This is a genomic window from Algoriphagus sp. (genome assembly GCF_029254265.1).
In the GTDB taxonomy this organism is placed as follows: domain Bacteria; phylum Bacteroidota; class Bacteroidia; order Cytophagales; family Cyclobacteriaceae; genus Algoriphagus.
This window is the reverse complement of the sequence record NZ_JAQWXX010000044.1, coordinates 1-5,305: the sequence shown is the minus strand read 5'-3', so window position 1 is coordinate 5,305 and position 5,305 is coordinate 1. Positions and strand designations below refer to the sequence as shown.

The 5,305-nt window shown below is 39.4% G+C and carries 5 protein-coding genes; all 5 read right to left on the bottom strand.

Annotated features, from left to right (window positions below; genetic code table 11):
- Positions 1-225 precede the first annotated feature (225 nt).
- The 5 genes from P8O16_RS06075 to P8O16_RS06055 all read right to left on the bottom strand — a co-directional run bounded on the left by P8O16_RS06075 (position 226) and on the right by P8O16_RS06055 (position 5,067).
- Positions 226-888: a LytTR family DNA-binding domain-containing protein gene (locus tag P8O16_RS06075; RefSeq protein WP_300311990.1), complete on the bottom strand. Its 663-nt coding sequence runs from the start codon at positions 886-888 to the stop codon at positions 226-228.
- 1 nt (position 889) lies between these two features.
- Complete coding sequence (locus P8O16_RS06070) at positions 890-2,308, bottom strand: sensor histidine kinase (RefSeq protein WP_300311987.1); 1,419 nt, start codon at positions 2,306-2,308, stop codon at positions 890-892.
- A gap of 569 nt (positions 2,309-2,877) precedes the next feature.
- Complete coding sequence (locus tag P8O16_RS06065) at positions 2,878-4,344, bottom strand: DASS family sodium-coupled anion symporter (RefSeq protein ID WP_300311983.1); 1,467 nt, start codon at positions 4,342-4,344, stop codon at positions 2,878-2,880.
- Between the two features lie 285 nt (positions 4,345-4,629).
- Positions 4,630-4,821 carry a hypothetical protein gene (locus P8O16_RS06060; protein WP_300311981.1) on the bottom strand — a complete coding sequence of 64 codons (192 nt, stop codon included), beginning with the start codon at positions 4,819-4,821 and terminating at the stop codon, positions 4,630-4,632.
- Positions 4,822-4,824: 3 nt separating this feature from the next.
- Positions 4,825-5,067 (bottom strand): PDZ domain-containing protein, encoded by a 243-nt coding sequence (locus tag P8O16_RS06055; RefSeq protein WP_300311978.1) that lies wholly within the window; start codon positions 5,065-5,067, stop codon positions 4,825-4,827.
- Positions 5,068-5,305 lie beyond the last annotated feature (238 nt).

Here is a 5,305-nt window from a genome sequence, read left to right as displayed (position 1 = left end):
ATCTACCAATTTACGCTTGAATTCTTCAGAATACTTCCGGTATGGATTGATCCTTTTTCCCGTTTTTAGCATTTTTCAAGTAGCTTTAAAACGGTCAACCTATATCAGGGAATGACATAGATCTGAATTTTTAAGAATTGGAAACGGACCAAAATCATCTTTTGTGTTCTTTGTGAAACCTTTGCGTTTTTTGTGGTTAAATGAACTTCAAAACTCGAAGAATATTTACAAAATCGATCCCGAAAAACTGACGCTTACAGGAACCACATGTTTTCCCAAATGAACTTGGTGACGCTCGATTTTGTCCAATCGATTTTTATTCACGATAAAGGAGCGATGCGTCTTTTGAAAAAAGGAGGGAAGGAGCTTTTCTAATTCCCCGAAGGTTATTCTGGAAATCAGTTTTCCGTTTTCCAATTGGAAAGTCACATAATTCCCGGCAGCTTCACAGAAGAGTAAATCTTCAAAATTGACCCTTATTTGTCCTTCGGAAGTCTTGACAAATAAATATCCAGCTTCATCTGAGGGTTGCAGCGCTTTCCATTCCTGAGCTTTTTGGCAAGCTTTCATAAAACGACTCAGGGGAAAAGGCTTTAATAAATAATCCAGCGCATCCAGTTCAAATCCTTTGACGGCAAAGTCAGAATAGGCCGTGGTGAAGACCACTAAGGTTTTCTTAGGAAGCATAGCCGCCAAATCAATCCCAGAGATATCCGGCATATTGATATCCAGAAAGATCAGATCAACCGGATTATTCCGATGGTATTCCAATCCTTGGATGGCATCCGAAAATACAGCTTGGAGTTCTAGAAACGGGATTTTGGAAGCATGAGCCTTGATCACTTCCAAGGCCATATTTTCATCATCTATTGCTATTGCGGTTAACATCTTACTTTAATTGAAGGGAAAAATGTACGAAATGCTCAGAGTCATTCCCGACGATTGTCAAAGAATGTGCATTTGGATATAGCAAGTCGAGACGCTTTCGGACATTGTCCAAGCCTATTCCTGACTCATCTTTTGGATCTTCGGTTGCTTTTTTCGGATGCACGCTATTGACCACATCCAGATGGATCGAACCTTTCAGACAGCGGAGATTGATTTTGATCCAAGATTTGTTTTTGGTACTAATGCCATGTTTGAAGGCATTTTCTATAAAAGGAATCAGCATCATGGGAGCAATTTCACCTTCGCAGAAGTCTTCCTGAATTTGAATCGAAAGCTCTAGGTTCGGTTCTTTTCCAAATCGAAGCAGTTGAATATCCAGGTAGTTTTGGAGGTATTCTATTTCCCGCTTGATGGAGATTTTATCCTGAAGGTTCTCATGCAGCATAAAGCGCATCATATCGCCGAGCTTTTGAATTCCATCCGAAGTTTTTTCAGCGTTTTCAGTCAAGGCGCTTCCATAGAGCGTATTCAGCGCATTGAATAAGAAGTGCGGATTGATCTGGGATTTAAGGAAACTGAGGTTTGCCGAACCTTGGTTGACTTGTGTGGAAAGCGAGGTGATCTGACCTATGTAAGAGTCATATTTTTTGAAAACCAGCGAAGTCAAGGGAAAAAACAGCAATTGGATAAAAGTTACGGTACCTAAGCCACCTATGAAGAATATTTCCTCTTGGTTTGCCTCGGCCGAGATGATGATGAATCCTAAAAGTAACAGAGCCATTAATCCCCAATTATACCATCTAGATTGCTTGATTAGACCTTGCTTTCGTTTTCCATAGACCAAAAAGAAATTATATAGACTGGCAATAAAAATCACAGGAATAAATAAACCAAAGATGATTGATGGCCCATTGCTTACAATTGGATTGAGTTGGAGTAGAAACAGAAAAATAAATAGGTAGATAAAAATCAGTCTGGAAATATTGTAAAGCTGAAAGTCGCGGACTTTGGGTGGTGTAAGTGCTTGAATTAGTACATGAGTTCCTAAAAGAAAGCAGATATAAAGCACTGCAGTTCCCAAATAAAAGGCAGGAAAAGGCGCTTTGATTAAATTGGCATTATAGCCAAAAATAGCACTCACAGCGAATGAGGTAAGCCCAATGACAATAATCCAAACTATGGATGGCCATTTTTTAGTTTCTATTTGAAGCTTCGGAATTAGGACCATATGAATCAAATGGAAAGCACCATATAAAGAAGCTAGGATTATAAGGCGACTTGTAAACTTGAAAATTTCTTGGCCCGAATCGTTGTAAGATCGAGGTTGGTAGCCAAAAAGGATAAAGATAAATGATGTCAAAATCGCGCTGGTGACGATCCACCATTCGATTTGTCGGAAAGCTAAAGCTTGGCTTTTCATATGTTTATAATTTGTTTTTCAATGGTCATATAGCCTGTCCCGTCCCGATTTTTATCGGGATCGAGAGAATTCCCAGAGTAATCATTCCCCTTTGTGAGAACTTTTTCTTTTGGGCATTTCATAGACTAGTTTTTTGATTTTGAGAATTTATGCTTAGCTCAACTTTGGCCACTTGTTGTTCCGTTTCTCGACTTTTAACATCTGAAATCATCAAGATAAGATTATAAATCATTCCTAAGATGATCAGAAGATAAAAGCGATTTCGAGTTTCCATGCCTGTGCCCCAATTGATGGGACAAGGATAGATTATGGAAGAAGCTCCCACAAAAAATTGTGACGAATCCATTCGAATTAGGGACGGAAAGCGATTTTGGATTTTTGATATAAGATTTATGATTTACTCAATTACGACAACCGATAACCGGCAACCGACAACTGACAAACAATAATGAACGTCGAACGCCGAATTATCAATAATGAAGTTTTTACACCAAGGAAATGATTTAGAATAATCAAACAAGGTATGGTGCTACTTTAAATCTCGTAAATCATCATTCGTAAATCGTAAATCAAAAAGGATTCCTCAACAAATCAATCCCCCAGATCCAAGGCAGCACAAAATAGACCATCAGGGTAATCAAAATGATGGAAATGATATTCAGCCAAAATCCGGCCTTGACCATGTCTTTCATCTGCAAATAGCCTGAACCAAAAACCACCGCATTGGGCGGAGTAGCTACAGGAAGCATAAAAGCGCAGCTTGCAGCTAAAGTTGCTCCGACCATCAGCCCAAATGGATGCAAGTCCAACTTGATTGCTACCGAAGCTAAAATCGGTAAAAGCATGGAAGCTGTGGCCACATTTGAAGTAACCTCTGTCAGGAAATTTACCGAAGCGATGATGATCATCAGGAGTAAGAAAAAGCTGATTCCTTCCAAGAGCGTAAACTTCTGACCGATCCATTCTGCCAAACCAGTGCTTTGGAAACCTTCCGCTAAAGCCAATCCACCACCAAAGAGAATCAAAATCCCCCAAGGAATGCGCTCGGCCGTTTTCCAATCTAAAATCCGATCGTCACCAGAGGAGGAGGGAAGGATAAAGAGTAAAACGACTCCGAATAGGACAATTATGGTATCATTTATTTGAGGTAGAAAAGGCTGGATCAGAACCTCCCTGAAAATCCAGGAAAAGCAAACCAACCCAAATACAATCATCACATTCCATTCTTCATAAGTTGTTCTTCCTAAATCACTTAACTGCTTACCGATAATGCTTTTTTCATCGGCAAGTTTAAATTTTTTCGGAAGGGGATTTGCCGAGGAAACTAAATAATACCAGCAAACTATCAACAAGAAAACTGATAAGGGCAAACCAAACATAAACCATTCATTGAACCCGATGGTATAGCCGTACAAATCGGAGATGACCGCAGCCATAATTGCATTCGTAGGCGTTCCAATCAAGGTCGCAACTCCGCCAATGGATGCACTATAAGCAATACCCAGCATAATATTTTTCCCCAATCGATCAGCAATGCTAATGTTTCCATCGCCTAATTGAGTTTTAAACTGGCTAACAACTGCCAGACCAATCGGCAACATCATCAATGAGGTGGCAGAATTGGATATCCACATGGAAAGAAACCCTGTGGCGAGAATAAATCCTAAAACGATCCTTCGTAAATCAGTCCCTAATAAATTTATTATGTTAAGTGCAATTCTCCGATGTAATCCCCATTTCTCAATTCCTGTTGCAAGGAGGAAGCCTCCCATGTAGAGTAAGACTGTGGGATGCATGTAGTTGGCAGAAACTTTACCGATAGGCAATATTCCCAGCAATGGCATAAACATTAATGGAAGAAATGCGGTAGCTGCAATTGGTAAGGCTTCAGATATCCACCAAATCGCCATCCAAGCTGTAAGTGCTAACATGGCTTTGGCTTCAACGGAAAGTCCTGGCGATTCCACCAAAAAATAAATCAACAGGAAAGCAATCGGTCCAAGGTAAAGCCCAAATCGGGGAATCAATTTATTCATAGCTGCCTGAATGCGGGTAGGTGGTTAATCAGGCATGAAGATAGAAATATTCCAGAACATGGTATATCTGAAACTCTATTTAACATAATATAAATTATACAACAAACATATTACATTAACACAATACATTCCAACCGGATTCACGCTTTTCGGCTTCTCCTTCTTCAGCTAAGATATATTACATCATTTACCAGTCAGATGGTAAATCAAGCTAAACCATAGTTTGATGATTTTTACAATTCAAAAGCCTAGTAATATTTACCAGGCAGGTCTTCGTAAACTCCTTCAATCAGCACACCTCCCTTTTTTTTCAAAGGCTGCTGCCAGTTCTTCTGTATTTTTAATGAGCTGCTCATCAACTTTTGTTAAGATAAAACCTTCTCGTATTCCGGTATGTTTGGTCAATTTGGCAGGATAGAGTTTTTTCACTCTTGCGCCATTATCAATCTTCAGTTTCTTCGCCACATCAGTTTCCACATCCTAAAATTCTGCTCCAAGGACATTGAAAATCTCTTCCCGATTCTTGGCCAAATACTTTGCTTCCCTTTCCCGATTTTTCAGTTCCACATTCAAATCAAGCTCCTTTTTTCTTCTGGCAATTTCCAAATTTACCTTATCTCTGGGTCGGTGTCGGACAATAATCTCCTGGAGTTCCTGCGTAGTGTTAACCTCGGTGTCGTCAATCTCCAATACCACATCCCCAATTTTAATACCCGCTTCCAAATTTGAATTCGAGTCAAAGGGTTTGAATCATTGGGTCTATTCGTTCAGAGGCTTAATAAATAGCTAAAATCAACTGGATACAAGCATAATAGAAACCAATGGATTTTTTGTTAAAAAAATATTATGTATATCCGCAATCTTGCCAGTATGATTAAATCGAAGCAATGATGAGTCTGTCAAAGAGTTTTTGACCGAAGTATCTTCTGTTGAGCTTGTAACAAAACTCGTCCAGGTAATT

Bases quoted from the DNA above. Each gene is read 5' to 3' on its own strand.
- P8O16_RS06070 (WP_300311987.1), bottom strand. From the start codon at position 2,308: ATGAAAAGCCAAGCTTTAGCTTTCCGACAAATCGAATGGTGGATCGTC.
- P8O16_RS06065 (WP_300311983.1), bottom strand. From the start codon at position 4,344: ATGAATAAATTGATTCCCCGATTTGGGCTTTACCTTGGACCGATTGCT.
- P8O16_RS06075 (WP_300311990.1), bottom strand. From the start codon at position 888: ATGTTAACCGCAATAGCAATAGATGATGAAAATATGGCCTTGGAAGTG.